At 65.5% G+C, this 18,525-nt stretch carries 17 protein-coding genes; 9 read left to right on the top strand and 8 right to left on the bottom strand.

Annotated elements, in window-relative coordinates:
• Positions 1 to 5: 5 nt before the first annotated feature.
• Complete coding sequence (locus ACIBI6_RS10160) at positions 6 to 1,076, bottom strand: aldo/keto reductase (protein ID WP_364339156.1); 1,071 nt, start codon at positions 1,074 to 1,076, stop codon at positions 6 to 8.
• A gap of 180 nt (positions 1,077 to 1,256) precedes the next feature.
• Here ACIBI6_RS10160 and ACIBI6_RS10165 point away from each other — a divergent pair, with 180 nt between their 5' ends.
• Positions 1,257 to 2,111, top strand: coding sequence for a helix-turn-helix domain-containing protein (locus tag ACIBI6_RS10165; protein ID WP_396955793.1), 855 nt, complete (start codon positions 1,257 to 1,259; stop codon positions 2,109 to 2,111).
• A 49-nt stretch (positions 2,112 to 2,160) separates the two neighbouring features.
• Here the strand turns inward: ACIBI6_RS10165 and ACIBI6_RS10170 are convergent, their stop codons facing one another.
• Both ACIBI6_RS10170 and rpsT read right to left on the bottom strand, forming a co-directional pair.
• Positions 2,161 to 2,406, bottom strand: coding sequence for a hypothetical protein (locus tag ACIBI6_RS10170; RefSeq protein WP_364339161.1), 246 nt, complete (start codon positions 2,404 to 2,406; stop codon positions 2,161 to 2,163).
• A gap of 348 nt (positions 2,407 to 2,754) precedes the next feature.
• Complete coding sequence (rpsT, locus tag ACIBI6_RS10175; protein WP_364339163.1) at positions 2,755 to 3,015, bottom strand: 30S ribosomal protein S20; 261 nt, start codon at positions 3,013 to 3,015, stop codon at positions 2,755 to 2,757.
• Between the two features lie 427 nt (positions 3,016 to 3,442).
• Here rpsT and ACIBI6_RS10180 point away from each other — a divergent pair, with 427 nt between their 5' ends.
• The 4 genes from ACIBI6_RS10180 to ACIBI6_RS10195 all read left to right on the top strand — a co-directional run bounded on the left by ACIBI6_RS10180 (position 3,443) and on the right by ACIBI6_RS10195 (position 7,878).
• Positions 3,443 to 5,107: a circularly permuted type 2 ATP-grasp protein gene (locus ACIBI6_RS10180; RefSeq protein WP_396955992.1), complete on the top strand. Its 1,665-nt coding sequence runs from the start codon at positions 3,443 to 3,445 to the stop codon at positions 5,105 to 5,107.
• 7 nt (positions 5,108 to 5,114) lie between these two features.
• Positions 5,115 to 6,089: an alpha-E domain-containing protein gene (locus ACIBI6_RS10185; RefSeq protein WP_396955794.1), complete on the top strand. Its 975-nt coding sequence runs from the start codon at positions 5,115 to 5,117 to the stop codon at positions 6,087 to 6,089.
• Positions 6,086 to 6,928: a transglutaminase domain-containing protein gene (locus ACIBI6_RS10190; protein ID WP_396955795.1), complete on the top strand. Its 843-nt coding sequence runs from the start codon at positions 6,086 to 6,088 to the stop codon at positions 6,926 to 6,928. Before ACIBI6_RS10185 ends, ACIBI6_RS10190 begins: the two co-directional genes overlap by 4 nt.
• A gap of 161 nt (positions 6,929 to 7,089) precedes the next feature.
• Entirely contained in the window at positions 7,090 to 7,878 is a 789-nt protein-coding gene (locus tag ACIBI6_RS10195; protein ID WP_396955796.1) for an aquaporin, read from the top strand.
• Between the two features lie 33 nt (positions 7,879 to 7,911).
• Here ACIBI6_RS10195 and ACIBI6_RS10200 read toward each other — a convergent pair whose 3' ends face one another.
• Positions 7,912 to 8,490: a type II toxin-antitoxin system PemK/MazF family toxin gene (locus ACIBI6_RS10200; protein ID WP_396955797.1), complete on the bottom strand. Its 579-nt coding sequence runs from the start codon at positions 8,488 to 8,490 to the stop codon at positions 7,912 to 7,914.
• Between the two features lie 72 nt (positions 8,491 to 8,562).
• Positions 8,563 to 9,291 carry a hypothetical protein gene (locus ACIBI6_RS10205; protein WP_396955798.1) on the bottom strand — a complete coding sequence of 243 codons (729 nt, stop codon included), beginning with the start codon at positions 9,289 to 9,291 and terminating at the stop codon, positions 8,563 to 8,565.
• A gap of 66 nt (positions 9,292 to 9,357) precedes the next feature.
• Between ACIBI6_RS10205 and ACIBI6_RS10210 the strand changes: the two genes are divergently transcribed.
• The 3 genes from ACIBI6_RS10210 to ACIBI6_RS10220 all read left to right on the top strand — a co-directional run bounded on the left by ACIBI6_RS10210 (position 9,358) and on the right by ACIBI6_RS10220 (position 12,675).
• Positions 9,358 to 10,011: a DUF6304 family protein gene (locus tag ACIBI6_RS10210; RefSeq protein ID WP_396955799.1), complete on the top strand. Its 654-nt coding sequence runs from the start codon at positions 9,358 to 9,360 to the stop codon at positions 10,009 to 10,011.
• A gap of 86 nt (positions 10,012 to 10,097) precedes the next feature.
• Entirely contained in the window at positions 10,098 to 11,960 is a 1,863-nt protein-coding gene (lepA, locus tag ACIBI6_RS10215) for a translation elongation factor 4 (protein ID WP_396955800.1), read from the top strand.
• A gap of 106 nt (positions 11,961 to 12,066) precedes the next feature.
• Positions 12,067 to 12,675 (top strand): Uma2 family endonuclease, encoded by a 609-nt coding sequence (locus ACIBI6_RS10220; protein ID WP_396955801.1) that lies wholly within the window; start codon positions 12,067 to 12,069, stop codon positions 12,673 to 12,675.
• A 3-nt stretch (positions 12,676 to 12,678) separates the two neighbouring features.
• Here ACIBI6_RS10220 and ACIBI6_RS10225 read toward each other — a convergent pair whose 3' ends face one another.
• The 3 genes from ACIBI6_RS10225 to ACIBI6_RS10235 all read right to left on the bottom strand — a co-directional run bounded on the left by ACIBI6_RS10225 (position 12,679) and on the right by ACIBI6_RS10235 (position 15,813).
• A complete protein-coding gene (locus tag ACIBI6_RS10225; RefSeq protein WP_396955802.1) occupies positions 12,679 to 14,253 on the bottom strand; it encodes an ATP-binding protein in 1,575 nt (524 codons plus the stop codon).
• Between the two features lie 407 nt (positions 14,254 to 14,660).
• Positions 14,661 to 15,359 (bottom strand): response regulator transcription factor, encoded by a 699-nt coding sequence (locus ACIBI6_RS10230; RefSeq protein ID WP_396955803.1) that lies wholly within the window; start codon positions 15,357 to 15,359, stop codon positions 14,661 to 14,663.
• 67 nt (positions 15,360 to 15,426) lie between these two features.
• Positions 15,427 to 15,813 (bottom strand): hypothetical protein, encoded by a 387-nt coding sequence (locus ACIBI6_RS10235; protein WP_364339186.1) that lies wholly within the window; start codon positions 15,811 to 15,813, stop codon positions 15,427 to 15,429.
• A 405-nt stretch (positions 15,814 to 16,218) separates the two neighbouring features.
• Here ACIBI6_RS10235 and ACIBI6_RS10240 point away from each other — a divergent pair, with 405 nt between their 5' ends.
• Positions 16,219 to 18,444, top strand: coding sequence for a hypothetical protein (locus ACIBI6_RS10240; RefSeq protein ID WP_396955804.1), 2,226 nt, complete (start codon positions 16,219 to 16,221; stop codon positions 18,442 to 18,444).
• Positions 18,445 to 18,525 lie beyond the last annotated feature (81 nt).

Raw genomic sequence — 18,525 nt, forward strand, 5'->3', positions numbered from 1 at the left:
GAAACTCACTCGCGGCCTTCGATTTTCAGGTCGCCGAACGTCACTCCGCGGGTCATCGGACGCGCCAGCATGTCGTGCGGGAAGCCCAGTTCGATCGCGCTGGCTTGTTCCAGCCGGTCCAGCTGGGCGGCATCGAATTCCACCTCGAGCGCACCGAGGTTGTCCTCCAACTGTGCCGCCGTCCGCGCACCGATGATCGGTGCCGTGACGCCCGGGTTCTGCAGTGTCCAGGCGAGCGCTACTTGCGACGGAGTCTTGCCCAGTTGTGCCGCAACATCTTTCACCACGTCGGCGATTACCAGGCCGCGTTCGGTGAGCGAGCCGTTGGCGGCGGCCACGTTCTTGCGGGTGCCCTCGGGTGAGCTCTCCGCGTCGTGTGTCAGGTCGGCGCGGCTGTACTTGCCGGTGAGCACACCGCTGGCCAGCGGCGACCACGGCACCACACCGAGGCCGAGTTCCCTCGCCATCGGAATGAGATCGCGTTCGACGGTCCGCTCGATCAGGCTGTATTCGATCTGCAACGCGATCAGTGGCGACCAGCCGCGCAGGTCGGCGATGGTCTGCATGCGTGCGACCTGCCAGGCCGGTGCGTCGGAGATGCCGACATAGAGCACCTTGCCGGCGCGGACCAGATCGTCCATGGCGCGCAGGATTTCCTCGACCGGGGTCAGGAAGTCCCAGGCGTGCAGATACAGCAGGTCGATGTAGTCGGTGTTCAGCCGACGCAGGCTGGCCTCCACCGAACCGACCATGCTCTTGCGGTGATTGCCGCCGGAGTTGGGGTCGGTCGGCCGCCGCAGCATCGTGTATTTCGTTGCCAGCACCAGACTTTCGCGATTGGCGGCGCTGAATTCGCCGAGCAGCTGCTCGGAGGTGCCGTTGGTGTACTGGCTCGCGGTATCGATGAAGTTGCCGCCGCGCTCGACATAGGTGTCGAAGATCTTGCGGGCCTCGTCCTTATCGGCGCCCCAACCCCAATCGGCGCCGAACGTCATTGTCCCGAGGGACAGCGGAGACACCCGAAGACCCGAACGGCCGAGCAACCGGTAGGTATCGAGGGTGCGGGCTCCGGACATGTCGTGCTCCTGTCGTTAGTACTTCGTTTCCGGTGTCATCGAGTCTGGAACGGTGCGAGAGCTTGGGTAAGGGAAGGTCTTTCCTGGGAAAGCCAGTCCTAGTCAGCCGTAAGATCGAGGGCGATGACGAGCACGGTGAATGCGACACAGCGGAGCGAGCTCAGGTCCGGAGGCGGTAGCTTGCGTGACCACGAAGGGTCAGGGAGCTCCGCGAATTGGGCACAAGCACTCGCGGCCTTCCTGCGCGCTCGGCGCGAGCGCTTGAATCCCGGCGATCTGGGGCTGCCTCCGCGCAAACAGGCTCGGCGCACCCCGGGCCTGCGCCGGGAGGAAGTCGCCGAGCTGGCGGGTGTGAGCACCGACTACATCGTGCGACTGGAACAGGGACGCGGCCTGCGCCCATCCGCGGATGTCCTGGAGGCGCTCGCCCGCGCCCTGCGTCTGGATACCGACGAGCGCGCCTACCTCTTCGATCTGGCCCAGCAGCGCCAGCCGAATGCCGGGAAACCCAGCACCGTCCCCGCGCCCGCTCTAGAGCTGCTGGTGCACGATCTGTCGCCGCTGCCCGCGATGCTGATCAACCACCGCTACGACATCCTGGCGTGGAATCCGGAAATGGCGCGGTTGGTCGTCGACTTCGGCGCCCTGCCGCCGCGGCAGCGCAATTCCATGTGGCTGTGCCTGTTGGATCCCGCGATGCGCGATTTCTACTGCGACCGGGATCGGATCATTCGCGAGGGCGTCGCCGATCTGCGCGCCGCGTGGGCGGCCCATCCGGACGATCAGGAACTCGCCGATCTGGTCGCTGAGTTCACCGCACGCAGCGAGGAGTTCGCGCAGGGGTGGGCCAGGCACGACGTCCGGGTGCAGGGGCGCGGGGAGAAGCCGCTGCGCCACCCGGAAGTCGGGCCGCTGGTGGTCAATTTCGAAGTACTCATGCCGCTACAGGATCCGGACCAGCGCATCATCATCTATCGCGCGGCCGATGCGGACTCCCAAGCCGCGCTGGATCGGTTGAACGGCGATCTGGATTGAGTACCCAGAGATCCGCACCCGCTCGGTGCGGGTGCGGATTCGCGGGGATCTATTCGACCGAGCTGAGAACCAGCTCGATGTCGTCTTCGGACTCCTCGTACCGGCCCTCCCACTCCTCGTAGGCCGGAATTTCCTCGTCCCGGGTGACGATCCACTCGAGCGAGTAGCCGCCTTCCTCATCGGGGACCATGACGTTCTCGATCTTCAGTCCGATGCCTAGGACCTCGGCTGCGCGGATGATGTCCGGCAGATCTTCGGAGCGGACCGGCGTCTGATTGGCGTAGACGGTAACCATGCGCCGAATCGTAGCGGGAACCTCCGACATGTGGCTGCCCGATCCGAATACGGCTCGAGGAGTGGGATGCGGCGATGACCTGCGGATGCTGGCAGGGCCAGCACTTTCCTGCCGATTTGCCAGGAAAGTCTCGATGACACGGCACCTGCCGGGACGGTTCCGCTCAACGCCCAGGCAGCGGCATCGCTACCGTGACGGAAGATTGCTGAACTATTGCTGAAGAAATATCCGAATCCATGCCGCCGGACCGAAAAAGTGACCCTCGCAATAGTTGATGGGGACGACAAAAGCCGCCGTGGTCATCGTGGCCACGGCGGCTGCGTCAACGTATGGACGGTACTGTTGCGATCAGAGCTTGTTCAGCGCCACCGCGAGAGCCGACTTCTTGTTTGCGGCCTGGTTGGCGTGGATGACGCCCTTGGAAGCGGCCTTGTCCAGCTTGCGGCTGGCGTTCACGACCAGACCGGCGGCCTTCTCCTTGTCACCGGCCGCGAAGGCCTCCCGGACCTTGCGGATCTCGGTGCGCAGCTCGGACTTGACCGACTGATTGCGCAAGCGCGCCGCCTCGTTGGTGCGGATCCGCTTCATCTGGGACTTGATGTTGGCCACGCCTGTTTCCTCGTGTTCCTGTCGCTGGTGGACTGTGCTGAAAAGTTCGCGAGCGCGCGTTGGAAACCGGAGCAATCAGGTAACGCGACGCCGAAGATCGAGGGTACCAGCCCCCGCGTCGCACACGAAATCACCACCGCCCCGGCACGCGAAATCGCTACCGCGCGAACGGCTCGGCCGGCAACGCTACCGACCGCGTAAGGGGCGTAAAATCCGGAGTGATGCAAGAAATTTACTTGCGTCTCACACGGCATCGATGCTGCTGTAGCACGATTTTCGCATGACTCCCGGCTCGCCGCCACGTTCGGCACGATCTGCGCCGAATCGCGTCCGGTCGAACGGGCATGCGAACGGCAACGGTAGAGCAACCACATCCGGACTATTCGAGGGCTACCAACCCGGCCGGTACGCGGACGCCTTCGACGAAATGTTCGACAGCCAGGGTCGGGTGCGTCAGCCGTATAAGGGAATCTTCTCGGCGCTCGCGCCCATCGACGTGGCCGATCTCGCTGCCCGTTCGGACGCACTCGACCGCGCCTTCATCGATCAGGGCATCACCTTCTCGCTATCCGGACAGGAGCGTCCCTTCCCACTCGATCTGGTGCCTCGGGTGATCGCGGCCGCCGAGTGGGCCAAGCTGGAGCGCGGGATCAAGCAGCGGGTCACGGCGCTGGAGCTGTTCCTCGCCGATATCTACGGCGAGCAGAACATCCTGCGCGACGAGGTCATCCCGAAGCGGCTGGTCACCTCATGCCAGCACTTCCACCGCGAGGCCGCCGGACTGGTGCCGCCGAACGGAGTGCGCATCCATGTGGCCGGCATCGATCTGATCCGTGACGAGCGCGGCGATTTCCGAGTGCTCGAGGACAATCTGCGCGCACCGTCCGGGGTGTCCTATGTCATGGAGAACCGGCGCACCATGGCGCGGGTCTTCCCGGATCTGTTCTCCTCGCACCGGGTGCGCGCGGTCGGCGACTATCCGACCCATCTATTGGCCGCCCTGCGCGCAGCGGCCGCGCCGAACGAGGCCGATCCGACGGTCGTCGTGCTCACGCCCGGCGTCTACAACTCGGCCTACTTCGAACATTCGCTGCTGGCCAGGCAGATGGGGGTGGAACTGGTCGAGGGGCGCGACCTGTTCTGCCGCGACAATGTCGTCTACATGCGCACCACGGCGGGGGAGCGTCAGGTCGACGTCATCTACCGCCGCATCGATGACATCTTCCTCGACCCCATGCACTTCCGGCCCGATTCGGTGCTCGGCGTTGCCGGACTGGTGAACGCCGCGCGGGCGGGCAATGTGGTCATTTCCAGCGCGATCGGCAACGGCGTCGGCGATGACAAACTGACCTACGCGTATGTGCCGACGATCATCGAGTACTACCTCGCCGAAAAACCGGTACTGCCCAACGTCGATACCTACCGCTGCTGGCTCGACGACGAACGCGAAGAGGTGCTCGACCGCATCGCCGAACTCGTGATCAAACCGGTCGAGGGGTCCGGTGGATACGGCATCGTCATCGGCCCGGTGGCCACGCCACGAGAATTGGACACGATCCGGCGCAAGATCAAGTCGGATCCGCGGGGCTGGATCGCCCAGCCGGTGGTGCAGCTGTCCACCGTGCCGACCAAGATCGGCAACGAACTTGTCCCACGCCATGTCGACCTGCGGCCATTCGCGGTCAACGATGGTGACGACATCTGGGTGCTGCCGGGCGGTTTGACGCGAGTGGCGCTGCCGGAGGGGTCGCTGGTCGTCAACTCCAGTCAAGGCGGCGGCAGTAAAGACACCTGGGTGCTGGCCGGGCGCGCCTCGCCCGCCGACCGTGAGCTCGCGGGCGAGGAGCTGGTGAGCGATCCGCCGCAATCCGATCAGCGTGAGCTCGGCCGGGAATCGACCCCGACGCAGTCGAGTCGGCAACAGCAGCAACAACAGCAGGAGCAGCGGCTGGGACCGATGCGGCAGAGTCAGCACCAGCTCGGTGGTCCCGGGTCCGACCGACAACAGGTCGGTGTGCCCGGAAAAATCCAGCACCTTGCCGAATCCGGCAGCAGTCCGTCCCCGGGCAAGACCAACGACAAGGCGGGGTGATGCGCTGATGCTGGCTCGCAACGCCGAATCCCTGTACTGGATCGGACGGTACGTCGAACGGGCCGACGACACCGCCCGCATCCTCGACGTCGCGGTGCATCAGTTGCTCGAGGACGCCACGGTGGATCCGGACCGAACCTCGCGAGTTCTGTTGCGGGTGTTGGGTATCGAACCGCCCGAGGTCGAACTCGATGTCTGGTCGGTCACCGACCTGGTCGCTTTCAGCCATGCCCACGGCAATTCCATTGTCGACTCGATCGCCAATGCCCGCGAAAATGCCAGGGGCGCACGCGAAGTCACCTCCAGCGAGATGTGGGAGTGCCTGAACGCCACCTATATCGGGCTCACGGCCACCGAGAAGGCCGCGCGCAGTCTCGGCCCGCACGAGTTCTTCCACTACATCAAGGGGCGCGCGGCGATGTTCGCCGGACTCTCCGACTCCACCCTCAGCCGCGACGATGGTTACCGCTTCCTGCTGCTCGGTCGCGCCATCGAACGCGTGGATATGACCGTGCGCCTGTTGCTTTCGCGCGCGGGTGATCGCACCTCGTCACCGGCGTGGGTGACCGTATTGCGCTCGGCCGGTGCGCACGACACCTATCTGCGCACCCATCGCGGCGCGCTCGATGCCAATTTGGTCGCCGAATTCATTCTGCTCGACCGGCTTTTCCCGCGTTCGGTCTTCCATTCGGTGCGGGTGGCCGAGGCCTGCCTCACCGAACTCGATCAGCGCCCGAGCAGCCGGGTCGGTGCGCGCCACGAGGCGCAGCGGTTACTCGGCCGGGCCCGCAGCGAACTCGAATTCCTGCCGCCCGGTGCGCTTCTGGAGGATCTGCAGAATCGCCTGCTTTCGCTTCAGAAGACCTGTCGCGAGGTCAGCGAGGCGATCGCACTGCAGTACTTCCACGCCGCGCCATGGGTGGCCTGGACCGATCTGCGCAGCAGTCAGGATAACCATGCGCAGGTGGAGGGAGAGCTGTGAGCTGGCGGATCAGGGTGGTGCACACCACCGGTTATGTTTATGACGCCCCGGTCACCCGATCGTTCAACGAGGCTCGGCTCACTCCGCGCGCGGACAGCAGGCAGAACGTCATCCTGAATCGGGTCGAGACGGTGCCCGCCACCCGGTCCTATCGGTATACCGACTACTGGGGTACCGCGGTCACTTCCTTCGATCTGCACGCCCCGCATACCGAATTGGAGGTCACCGGATCATCCGTGGTGGAGACCGAACCGTTCGCCGGTCCGGTCGAGGAGTTGTCCTGGGAGGAATTGCTTTCCGAACACATCGGTGACCGTTACGACGAAATGCTTTCGCCCACCGCCTATGTGCCGCAGGACAAGAAGCTGGCCGCGATCGCGAAACAGCTCGCGCGTGGCGTTCCGCCCGCGAAAGCCGTTGTACGAGTGGCTGAATGGGTGCACGACGAAATGAATTACATAGCGGGTACCACATCGGTGCACACATCGGCCGTGCAGGCTTTCGCCGAACGTCAAGGCGTATGCCAGGATTACGCGCACCTGACCCTGGTGCTATTGCGCAGCATGGGGATTCCGAGCCGCTACGTCTCCGGATATCTGCACCCCAATCCGGCCGCCGAGATCAATACGACGGTCGCGGGGCAGTCGCACGCCTGGATCGAGGCGTGGACCGGCGCGTGGTGGGGCTACGACCCGACCAACAATATCGCCATCAACGAACAGCACATTTCCGTCGGTGTCGGCCGCGACTACGCCGATGTGCCGCCGCTCAAGGGCATCTTCTCCGGCGGCGGTTCGACCGATCTGGAGGTCGTCGTAGAGATCACCCGGCTCGCCTAGCCCAGCACCGTGGCGATCCCTTGCGGATTGCTCGAAGGGTTAGCGTTGTAGTGCTCACCCGTCTCGCGTAACGTCCAGTTTCACATCAGCCGTGATTTTCGTAGCAGGTCCAAGGCACAACCCCGTGCATACGGGGAAGATCCTCTCGGAAGGTGGCGCGTATGTCTCCCACTGCTCAGGAAGTCGTCGAGGAAGTCACCGAACTGGAGCCGACGCCGGAGGCCAAGAAGTGGGCCGCCGAGGCGCTCGGCACATTCGTGCTGGTCATGAGCGGTGTAGGTACCGCGGTGCTGGCCGGTGAGCGCGTCGGTGGGCTCGGCGTGGCACTGGCCTTCGGTCTTTCCCTGCTGTTCCTGGTCTACGCGATCGGGCCGATCTCCGGCTGCCATGTGAATCCGGCCGTGACCGTCGGGCAGTTGCTGCTCGGCAGGCTTTCGGTGATCTCCGCGGTCGGCTATGTGATCGCGCAGCTGATCGGTGGATTCCTGGCCGGACTCGTGCTGTTCGCAATCGCCAAGAATCTGCCCTCCTACGACCGCGCGGTCAACGGGCTCGGTGCGAACGGCTGGGGTAAGCACAGTCCGTCCGCGGTGCGCGGTCCGCTCGGACAGGTGGTGATCGAGAACGGATACGGCCTGTCCGCGACGATCATCATCGAGGTCATGCTGACCGCGCTGCTGGTATTCGTGGTGCTGGCCTCCACCGACCAGATCTCCGATATTCCGCTGGCCGGTCTGTCGATCGGTGTCACCCTGACGGTCATCCACCTGATCTCCATCCCGGTGGACAACACCTCGGTGAATCCGGCCCGCAGCCTCGCCGTCGCCTTCTACCAGGACGGCGCGGGACCGCAGGTCTGGGTGTTCGTGGTGTTCCCGCTCATCGGCGGCGTACTCGGCGCACTGATCTACGGTCTGCTGTTCGGCCGCTCCCGGGAAATGATCGCCTGACCGCCTCTCGTAACTTCGGGGCGCGATTCACGGTCAGTGCCAGCTGTATTCGGCGCACAGGCGGTGGGCGACCAGGTCGAAGGTCTTGCGGGCCAGGATCGCGCCTTCGCGACGGATGCCGTCCTCCGGGACATCGAGTACTCGATCGAGGCGGACCCAGCTCGACCTGCCCTCGTGATCCCAACTGCCACTGCCGATTCCGACCCAGTCGCGATCGTGGGCGCGTTCCGGATTCGACGACAGCATCAGCCCGAGCAGGGTCCTGCGGTCGCGGCCGACGACGAGCACCGGGCGGTCCTTGCCGTTAGCCGGGTCCTCCTCGAAGGGCACCCAGGTCCACACGATCTCGCCCGGATCGGCGCGACCGTCCAGCTGTGGGCAGTAGACGACCTGCCTGGCCCGCTCGGCGGTCGGCACCGGGGTCGAAGCGGTCGGCCGGATCACGACCGGGGGCGCCTTACGCGTCGCCAGCGACCCGACCGCGCGCTCGAGCAGCGATGAGCGCTGCAGCTTGTCGACCAGCTTCGGTCCCTGCTGCTTGACGATCTTGGGACCCTGCTGCTTCGCGATGAGGCCTAGCTGCTTGCCGATCGTGTTCCAAGTTCGGGCCATCCTTGGATGGTAACGGCGCGATCTCGTGTTCTCATCAGCGCTGCCTACCGCCGGGTAGCGAGAGTTCGCGCATTATGCGTCGGTACGCTGATATGTCCGTGTCGAAAACGGTTGCAGCACCGGATATCTGCTGGCGGAGACGGTATCGAGGTCGCGATCGGCGCCGATCCGGGTGACCGAGTCGAGCATGCGCCGCACCCGGTCCTGGAACTCGGCCGCGTCGCGCGCGCCGTACCAGACCAATGGATCGGTGAGCGCCGCCGCCGGAAACTGTTCCTCGACAATGGCATCGATGGCGGGCGCGTCCGGTGTGATCGCCCGTACCACGACGTTCTGGGAATAGCCGAACGTCGACTGCGTCTCGATGGCCACCGCGGTATGCCGTCCCTGCCAGTCACTCAGCCATTCCGCCCGCATGAGTTCGGCGGGCTTGCGCAGAAAGGCGAGGTTGCCGAAGCCCTCGGTGCGGGTCGCGACCGAATCGTCGAGCCGCATCGGCACCGACTCGGTCACCAGATAGCCGTGTGCCGCGGTGGCGAATTCGGCGAGAATCGCCGCCGCGGCCGTGGCCTCGGGACCATAGCTCTGCTCGACCCAGACCGTGACCGCCGCGGCGATCGGCGGATCCAGCGTGACCATCCGCATCAATGCGGCCTGGACCGCCGCATCACGTACATAGACAGTGACACCCGCAACCCCCAGGTCGACCAGTTGCGCGGCCACGGTGGTGCGCAGCGATTCACACCACGACTCGGTTGCCTCGGCATCGGATCGGCGCAGGACGAAGACCATTTTCTCCACCCGCCGAAAATACGTCGAATTCTCGGTTAGAGTCGGGCAATTCGTCGCGGGAGTAAGGATCCAGCTGTGCAACCGCAGGTTTTTCCGGGAACCTACACCGACGATCACGGTACCGATCGCATCATGTGGCGGATCGGGCCATCGCGGCACTGGGGTCCGAACCGGTTCGATATCCGCACGGTGATCCGTGGCGTCCCGGTGGCGGGTCCGGACTTCGACGCGCTCGGTCCCTATGACAAGAGCGCCGCGCTTCGGGCCGGACTGCCTGTCGACGAGTGGGACGCCATCTCGGGCTGCGTCTTCTCCGGCGAACTGCCCTGCTCGGTGCAGGTGCACGACCAGCGGCAACCCGGCGTGATCCACTTCCGGCTGATCCTGCCCCCCGGCGGGGCGGGGGAGTCACTCGAACTCGCCATCGACATCGACGGACTGACCTACCAGGGCACCGATAGATACTTCGAGGACGCGTTGTTCCGACTCGGACAGCAGTTCCCGGACGACATCCGCCTGCTGTCCTGCATAACATGCCTGTTCTCCGATTACTCGCCGTACGGCCACGGCCTCACCGGCATGTGGTGTCATCGCGATGCCAAGGACCAGTACCTCGCGGTCCGCACCAAGGACGACTATTTCGAGGTACCAGTGACCGAGCAGGTACCCGAGACCTACCTTTGCACCGACTACGCGCACCGCATCCCCGGCACCGGCTATCGCGGCTGAAAAGTGGTACGGAGCCCTGAACAGTGAACCGCTGACAGTGCCGCTACCTCGCGCATGGGACGATGGATAGCAGTTTGCCGATACCCATGAGGAGTGGAGTGCCCGCCAGCTTCGCCGACACGACGTTCACCGATCCCGCCCGGATCCGGAACTTCTGCATCATCGCGCACATCGACCACGGCAAGTCGACGCTGGCCGACCGCATGCTGCAGCTCACCGGTGTGGTCGAGGAGCGGGCGATGCGCGCCCAGTACCTGGACCGGATGGACATCGAGCGCGAGCGCGGCATCACCATCAAGGCGCAGAATGTGCGGCTGCCCTGGCAGGTCGACGGCACCGACTACGTACTGCATCTGATCGATACGCCCGGCCACGTCGACTTCACCTACGAAGTGTCGCGTGCGCTCGAGGCGTGCGAGGGTGCGGTGCTACTGGTCGACGCGGCGCAGGGCATCGAGGCGCAGACGCTGGCGAATCTGTACCTGGCGCTGGACAAGGATCTGACGATCATCCCGGTGCTGAACAAGATCGACCTGCCCGCCGCCGATCCGGACCGCTACGCCGCCGAGATCGCGCATATCGTCGGCTGCGAACCCGATGATGTGCTGCGGGTCTCCGGTAAGACCGGCGTGGGCGTGGTCGAGTTGCTGAACGAGGTCATCAAGCAGGTGCCCCCGCCCGTCGGCGATCCGGACGCACCCGCGCGCGCCATGATCTTCGACTCGGTCTACGACACCTACCGCGGCGTGGTCACCTATGTCCGTGTGGTGGACGGCAAGATCGTTCCGCGCGAGAAGATCAAGATGATGTCCACCGGTGCGACTCACGAGTTGCTCGAGGTCGGCATCGTCTCGCCGGAGCCCAAGCCCACCCAGGGTCTCGGCGTGGGCGAGGTCGGTTATCTGATCACCGGCGTGAAGGATGTGCGCCAGTCGAAGGTCGGCGATACCGTGACCTCCGCGCGTGGCGGTGCCACCGAACCGCTCACCGGCTATCGCGAGCCGCGCCCGATGGTGTACTCCGGGCTGTACCCGGTCGACGGTTCGGACTACCCGGACCTGCGCGATGCGCTCGACAAGCTCCAGCTCAACGACGCCGCGCTGACCTATGAGCCGGAGACCTCGGTGGCGCTCGGTTTCGGGTTCCGCTGTGGCTTCCTCGGCCTGCTGCATATGGAGATCACCCGCGAGCGTCTGCAGCGCGAATTCGATCTGGACCTGATCTCCACCGCGCCCAACGTGGTCTACAAGGTGGAGATGGAGGACGGCAGCGAGCACGTTGTCACCAATCCGTCCTACTGGCCGGAGGGCAAGGTGCGCCATGTGTACGAGCCGGTGGTCAAGTGCACCGTCATCTCGCCGAGCGAATTCATCGGTTCGATCATGGAGCTGTGCCAGGGTCGCCGCGGCGAACTCGGCGGCATGGACTATCTGTCCGAGACCCGGGTCGAGCTGCGCTACACCATGCCGATGGCGGAGATCATCTTCGACTTCTTCGACTCGCTGAAGTCGCGCACCCGCGGCTATGCCAGCCTCGACTACGAGGAGTCCGGCGTGCAGGAGTCGCATCTGGTCAAGGTGGACATTCTGCTGCAGGGCGAGGCGGTGGACGCGTTCAGCGCGATCGTGCACCGCGACGCTGCCCAGGCCTATGGCAACAAGATGACCACCAAACTGCGCGAACTCATCCCGCGCCAACAGTTCGAGGTGCCCATCCAGGCCGCCATCGGCTCGAAAATCATTGCCCGCGAGAATATCCGCGCTATCCGCAAGGACGTGCTCGCCAAGTGCTACGGCGGTGACATCAGCCGCAAGCGCAAACTGCTCGAGAAGCAGAAGGAGGGCAAGAAGCGCATGAAGACCATCGGCCGCGTCGATGTCCCTCAGGAAGCCTTCGTAGCCGCCCTCTCCTCTGATGCCGCCTCCGATAAGCCGAAGGGCCAGAAGTAGGTTCGCCACTCCGGCGGCGGTCGGCAAAATGCGGGATCCTGTCTCATAGGGAGGGACTATGAGGCAGGATCCGTTGTCAGGTGGGCAGAAACCGAGGCGGCGGGCTGTGACTGCGGTGCACGAAGACCCGACTCGTGTGTCGGAAGAGGGGCCCATCCTCACGACCGAGTTCGAGTCGATCGCTCGGGCCGTCGAGCGTGAGACCGCAGGCGTGCAGGTTGAACTCATCGGCGGACGACTGGTCGTCAAACGAGTGCCCGATGGCGACCATGGCCGGATACTCAACTGGCTGCTCTTGCTGCTGATGCCGTTGAATCCGGGGCTGTTTCTGCATGTCATCGGGCAGGGTTTGGCAGTTGGGTCGTACGGCAAGGGGCGAGCTCGTCCCGACGGCATTCTGGCGCCACCGGATGCCTTCGCCGGCGCGGGTGAGTGGGCCTCACCTGATGCCGTGGTGATGACGGTGGAAGTCACGTCTCATGATCCGGACACCAACCGGCGCGATCGAGTCGACAAGCCGATCGCCTATGCGCGAGCTGGGATCCCGATCTATCTGCTCATCGATCGCCAGACCGGCAAGGTAGTCGTGCACAGCCAGCCTGATGAGGATGGCTACCAGGACGTGCACAGCTATGCATTCGGGCGGGCGGTGAGCCTCCCAGAGCCGGTGGGCATCACGCTCGATACCGAGTCGCTCAAAGACATGGGCGACTGAGCTTCAGCTTGGTCGCGGGAGCGCGATCCGCACGTGCAAGCGAACGCCGCCTAACGGGCTGGGGCCGAGTTCTGCTGTGCCGGAGTGGAGTTCGGCTTGCTGGCGGACCAGGGCCAGGCCGAGGCCGGAGCCGGGCGAGCCGGGACCTTTGACGAAGCGGTCGAAGGCGGTGCGGCGCAGGGTTTCGGGGATGCCGGTGCCGTCGTCGTCGATGATGATCTCGACTCCCAAGGTTGCGTCGGCGACGTTGTGGTGGAGTGCATTCGAATTGGCCGGGGGCACATAGGCGTTCGGATCCGCGGCGTTCACCTCAGCCGGGCTTGTACCGGCGGTGTTCGGCTCGGTGGGGGTTGGACCGGCCATGCTCGGATCAGCCGGGTTCGCTTCGGCAGGGGTTGTACCTGCGGTGCTCGGACAGTCAGAGCTTGAATCGGTAGGGGTTGCGACGGCCACGCTCGGATTCGGGGTGTTCGCAGCGGCGGTGCTCACGCCAGCGGGGCCTGGACCAGCCACGCGCGGATCGGTTGGGTTCGTCGCGGTGGTGCTCGGATTGCAGCGACGGGCGGCGATCGTGATGGTGCGCGCGTGACCGTGCTGGACGGCGTTGGCGACCGCATTGGTGACGATCAGCATCAGTCCGCCTGGTAGGCCGGTCAGCGTTGTCGGGGTGCATTCGGTGAGATCGATGCGGACTTCGGGGTGTCGGCGGCGGGCGTCTTGCACTGCGCGGTCCAGGGTTTCGCAGAGTTCGAAGGGTTCGAAGGCGTCGGATTCGGTGAGTTCGCCGACGGCGAGTTGTTCCAGATCGGTCAGGGTGTTCTCGATCTGGCGTTCGGCGAGCAGGACATCGGCGAGTACCGCGCGCTGCTGGTCGGCGGGTAATTTCTTGGTGGCCAGGACTTCCAGGTCGGTGCGCATCGCGGTGAGCGGTGTGCGCAACTCATGAGCGCAGACCGCGGCGAAGTCCCTGGCACTGGCGAGTGCGCGGTTGGTGGCACCGTGTGCCGCCTCCAGTCGTGCGAGCATGCGGGTGATCGCGTCGGAAAGTTCCTCCGCCTCACGGGCTCCGCGGCCGCTCAGCGGCGGGAGCTGTTCGAGGGTATCGATGCCGTGCGTCGCGGCGGCCAGTCTGCGCAGTGGCCGCGCGGCGTAACCGGCCAGGAACCAGCCGAGCACTGCGGCGAGCAGCACGCCGGCGATGCCGATCCCGACGCCGATCAGCTGGCTGCGGCGGATGGCCGAATCAACCAGTGCGCGATCGGGATCGAGCCGCACCACCAATCCGGGCGCACCCGCCACGGTGGTGCGGACGCCGTCGGGACCGACGAGCACCGGCCCGGACACCGCGGGTCCCGGCAGTGGCGGCGGCGGAAGTGGCGGAAGTGCCGGAATCCCCGCGTGCGGTGGCACATCGAACCGTTGCACGACCGCGACGCCCATCGTCGACACGGTCTCGTTGAACTGTCGAGATCCGGTGGCGTCGAGCAGGGCGGTGTAGGCGATGCCGAGCGTGACCGCCACCAGCGCGGCCACGACGCCCGATACCAGTGCGACCCGGGCGCGCAACGATAATGACACCGTCGTCGCCCTCACCGTCCGGCTCCACACGGGGATGCGTACTCGTTCATAACTCCACTTCGTTGCCGCTCGATTCCGCTGTGCGCCAAGGCGCACCGTGTCGTTGGGTGCTCTCGCCGGAGCTCATTCATGGCTCCGGCTCGTCGATGTTGGGCTTCGCTGTGTGCGAGGGTGCACGGTGTTGTTGGGTGCTCTTGCCGAGGCTCATTCATGGCTCCGGCTCGTCGATGTTGGGCTTCGCTGTGCGTGAGGGCGCACTGCGACGTTGGTTCACCTAGCTGAAGCTCACGCATGGCTCCCACTTCATCAGCGGTCGATTCCGCCGTGCGCGAGGACGCGCTTTCCCTCGGCAGTCATTCACCACGACCGCCGTTTTCGCGATGCCCAGCGCTGGCTCCGACCCTCGCTCACGCTTCCTCCCGCAGTACAAAACCCACTCCGCGCACGGTGTGGATCACTCGCGCCGCACCGTGCGCCTCCAACTTCCGTCGCAGATACGAGACGAACACATCCACCACATTGGTGTCGGTGGTGAAGTCGTAACCCCAGACAGCGGAAAGGATCTGCTCGCGGCTGAGGACGATGCCGATGTTCTCGGCCAGCAGTGCGAGCACCTCGAATTCCCGTTTGGTCAGCTCCACCTGCTGTCCGCTCGCGAAGACCCGATGTCCGGCCCGATCGACCCGCACCTGTCCGACGTGGCGTTGATCGTTGCCGTGCGGCCGGATCGTCGCGGGCCGACGGCGCAACAGCGCATGCAGCCGGGCAACCAGTTCACCGAGGTCGAAAGGTTTGGTCAGGTAATCGTCGGCACCGCGCTCCAGAGCCGCGATGCGATCGCTGACCGCGGTTCGCGCACTGAGCACGCAGATCGGAATGTCGTTGCCCATCGCGCGCAATGCCGTAACCACGCCGGCCCCATCGAGATTCGGCATATTCACATCGAGCACCATGGCGTCCGGTTCGGCGCTGTGGACCATCGACAGCGCCTCGGCACCGTCCCCCGCGGTGACCACTTCGAAGTCCGAGAGTTCGAGTCCGCGCCGCAGCGACGCGAGAACTCGAACCTCATCGTCCACGACCAAGATGCGCTGTCCACCCGTCACCCGTCACCCCTCGCCCAATCGCTGCCCGACGCTTCCGTCATGGGGTCACGATAGAACCGTTGCTCGGTCAGCTGCCGCTGCTGCCGGTATGAGCCGGATGCGCGGGATGGACATGCACGACGCCGGGCCCGCCAGGTTCGATCATCACCTGCGGACCACCGGGTCCGACGATGACCGGTCCGGATGGATCGATATCCGGGCAGTCGGGCAGCGCGGCACCCGGCGGCAGCGGTGTGGCCGGAACGGCGAGTTCCTGACCCGGCCTGCGCTGGATCAGGACATGTGTATCGCCCGGACCGTCCAGCACACACGTCACGCTCGGGCCGCCCGGCGCAGGCAGCGGCGGCCGGGCCGAGGCGGTACCCGCGACCAGCGCGGCCGCGGTGGCGGCGAATGCGGTACCGGTGACGATGGTGAGAATACGGGCTCGGCCGCGTCCGAAAGGTGCGGTCATGATGCGATCTCCTTCGCGTCGATACCGGGTTGTCCCGGCGAGACCGACGCTAGAGAGCCGAACTTCACCATCTCTTGAGCAATCATTAGAGATCTCTTGCGGCGCATCGAACTTCGGGCTGTACGCCTGGCCGCCGCCGAGTTAGTCTCGTCGACACGGTTTCGGGCCGTGGGCCCGGAGCGCTCGAGCAGGTCCGATGGTGATACCTGCCCCCGTTCGTGATGCCCGCAGAAACAGGGCTTCCGTTCTGGTTTCCGCAATGGCAAGGTTATGTTGCTCGTCACAGTCGTACGCTCTGCGGACCTGCAGAATGTGACAGTTGGGTTTTCCGGAATATCGTTAGGTGATCTTCACTCGGTCTGCCCGGCGTGGTGAGGATGCTGGAAACCTGAGAGTGGAGCTTGCATGACGAGTGACCTGCCCTTCGACAGCGATGCCACCGAAGCTGACGATCGTGCGGGCGATACCGCCTATCGCGTTGCCACCGGCGTCGCGCGGGTAGCGCGGGCGGGCGCGTACGTCACCGGCGGCGCGCTGGTCGCCACCAATGGCGGTCCCGCACCTGTCCATCCCGGCGGGCAACGGCTCGACAGTTGGACTTCGGCCTACACCCGCGACCCCGATGCTGGCGCGCCGAGTCCGGTGGTCACCTTCCCGGATCCGGACCCGAATTCGACACCGTCCGCGCCAGTGCATTCGTCGACGCCCACCCCGCGCGATGTCAGCGTCAACGCGCCGTTCACCATCCCGAATGTGCCCAATTCCGGCGTGTACATCGGGCCTGTGCCGCAGCAGCATTCAGTACAGCCGTGGCAGAACACCGGGTACGGCAACAGTTATCAGCCCGGACTCGGTCTCGGAACCGAAAGCGAACGGTCCGGACTCGATCTGCACAGCGATTCACCGCAGTCCGGGCTCGATCTCGGTACCGGACACGTGCCCGGCGGCTTCGGCAAACTGCCCGGATTCGACCTCGGTCAGGGCGACCATGGTTTCCACCTCCCCGACCCGAACAGCTTCCTCGCTCCGGGTTCGAATCCCTTTACCCTGCCCCGTGTTCCGACGTCGGCGACGGCCCACAACACGGCGATCAGCGAGTCGGTGAGCAGCGATGCCGAAAGCGCCGACGACGGCGATGCGGTCGCGAGCAACGTTCCGTTCTACGGCGGAAACATGTTCCACAGCGGCGCGACCGGGGGCAGTGGTGCGCTGTTCCACGGTGACGACGCGTACCACGGCAATGACGCCTTCCACGGCGCCGATATGTTCCACGGTGTCGGTAATCCGGATGCCGTCGGCGTATTCATCAATGCAGAGGCCGCGTTCAGCGTGCATACCGAGCTCGAAGTCGACTTCAGCGTCGGCCCGAACGGGATGTACCTGGCCACGCAGTCCAAGGTCGAGGTCGACGGCGCGCTGAAGATCGAGGTGGGCGCGGGCCGAGTCGGTGACAATATCGACAGGTTCTCCGATTGGCTCGGCCAAACCCCCGGCACCACCGGACGTTCCGGACTCGACAATTCCGGCACGCATGGCACGGTCAACCCGGTCGGCGCCCAGCCTGTGGGCGGATCCCCGTACTCGGCCGTGCAGCCCGTCGCGGTGCAGCCTGTGCAGCCGTTCGCGGCGCCGCTGCCCGCCCCGATCGCACCGGCCGTCGCGCCCGCGGCGGTGGCCCCCGCGGTCGTCGCGCCCGCGGCGGTGGCAGCGCCGGTCGCGGCCACCCCGCTGCAGACCACGATTCAGCCGGATGTGGCGAGCACCCCGGTCGCCAATGTCCTTGTCGCGCCGCAGGGGCCGTCGCCGCTGACCGCACCCGCCGCGACGGTGCCCGCGCTATTCGAGCCGCGGCCGGTTCCGGCGAAGCATCCGGTCGTGGTCGATGATTCGCATTCGACCACCACGCCGGTGACCAGCATCCCGACCACTGTCACCAAGACGGTGCCGATCCCCGCCGACAACACCACCGGGCATCCGACCAAGGCGCCCGATACGGGCAGCACCAGGCCCGGCCACACCACAGTTCCGGATCCGGATATCAGCGGGACGACGAAGATCCCGACCGCCACCCACGCGCCGACCACACAGGCCCCCACCACGCAGGCACCGACCCACACCGCTACGCCGCCGACACCGGACGACGACGATGTGACGCTCCCGAGCACCGGCAACGGTGGTGGAACCAGCACCGGCCACAACGGCGGGACCACTCCGAGCACCGTCAACGGCGGCAACTCCATCCCGAATACACACACCACCCAGCCGGAAGTCGACGACCCGACCGTGGATGTCCCGACCGTCTCGGTGCCGACGGTCACCCACTCCGCACCGACGGTCGCACCGACCCCGGATATCGATATCCCGACCGCGAACTCCCCGGCGCCGATCCCGACTCAGCAGCCGCACGTGCCCGCGCCGACGATGCCCGCCCCGGTCACCCCGATCAAGCCGCCGACGCACCCGATCGCCGCCGAAATCAGCGATCCGGCCGATTTCGCGCACCCGGTATACGAGCCCGATCATGCGGCGCTGAGCCTCATGGCCGCCGGGCTGTCCACCCCGCTGCTGCCTGATCCGGGTGTCGACGACGGCCACCACCTCGTGCCGGGCTTGGATATCACCCTGATCTAGGAAGCCGCATTGGGGGTCGCGCGCACCCGTCGCGCTGGCGCATGTCATCGTCGAACGCGATATCCGCACGACAGTTAGGAG

It is taken from the genome of Nocardia sp. NPDC050412, assembly GCF_044458825.1.
Classification (GTDB): domain Bacteria; phylum Actinomycetota; class Actinomycetes; order Mycobacteriales; family Mycobacteriaceae; genus Nocardia.